Genomic DNA, 1,037 nt, shown 5'->3' with positions numbered 1-1,037 from the left:
GGTTTACAGCGCTGACAGCCTCCGGGGGCATCGAACCCCCTCCAGCTGTTCTGTTGGCTCTGTGCAGGAGTGTTAAAATGGAAAAAATATTCTATACCCGAGGTAAAGGGCGCGTGAGAAAGTCGCTTGACGTCTATAGCGACGGTGAGCAGTACCGTTTTCTGTTCACTACCCTTGATCGTACCAATCCCTCAAAAGCTGAAAAGGCTGCGGGCGCGAAGGAAAAGCGCTTTAAGGCAATGGAAGAGGAATTTTACGTCGAACACAAGGCTGTGATTATTCCAGCTGAGTATCCGCAACCAGAGCTTGTGCAGAAGTTCATAGATTTTTTGAAGGGAGACATCACGCGTGAAGCAAATAGCAATTAAAAAATCCGGTAATAGTGTAACCGTCAGAATTCCTTCAGCCATTCTGAAAGCTCTCTCATTGAATGTTGATGATCCCGTAAATATTGACATGGAAAATGGGCGTATCGTGATAACGCCGGTAAATCCAGCAGATGAAGTAACCGAAGCTAAACCCGCTGTTGCTGGGTCACTTGCTGAGGCCGTGCGCGTGAATATGGGGCTGACGCAACAAGGGATTGCAGAATATTTTGGTATTACGTTGAGCGCTTGGGCGAAAAAAGAACAAGGCATTAACCGGCTTTCTGTGGCCGAGCAGCACTATTTCCAGCTACTAATCAACCAGCATCCTGACTATGTGATTGTTCGCCGCCCAACTGACGGTGTCACACCATTGCAGAAAGCGAGCGCGGCGGCAACTAACCTCGCTGTCTATCTATCAGGTCGTCTTGTGTTGCCAACTGAAACTAAATCTTTACTGGCGACTTTAAATGGATGCGTTCGTGAGTTTTCTGAAGATTGGCAAGCTGATTTAGATCAGGTAATTGGCAGTGCCTTACCTGACGAAGCGGCGGTTTTAAAGGCGAAGCTGGAGGAACTTCTGGCAGAAAACGCTGACCTTAAAAAACGCCTGGCAAATAAATAGCCTGGCTCCCTTCATTACTCAGGCGCTCCCTTCGGCTCCCCGGCGTT

Annotated in this window: 2 protein-coding genes; both read left to right on the top strand. The window is 48.4% G+C overall.

Annotated features, from left to right (window positions below; translation table 11 throughout):
• Positions 1-368: hypothetical protein (locus L977_RS21520; protein ID WP_231563663.1), on the top strand; the 368-nt coding region annotated here is incomplete at its 5' end.
• On the top strand, positions 349-990 hold the full coding sequence (locus L977_RS21515) for an AbrB/MazE/SpoVT family DNA-binding domain-containing protein (protein ID WP_047626895.1): 642 nt from the start codon (positions 349-351) through the stop codon (positions 988-990). The genes L977_RS21520 and L977_RS21515, both read left to right, overlap by 20 nt.
• The last annotated feature ends 47 nt before the right edge of the window (positions 991-1,037 follow it).

The sequence above is a fragment of the Enterobacter sp. ZOR0014 genome (assembly GCF_000798855.1).
Classification (GTDB): Bacteria; Pseudomonadota; Gammaproteobacteria; order Enterobacterales; family Enterobacteriaceae; genus Enterobacter; species Enterobacter kobei.
Note: the sequence above shows the minus strand (reverse complement) of the source record. Positions and strands in the feature narration are given on the sequence as shown.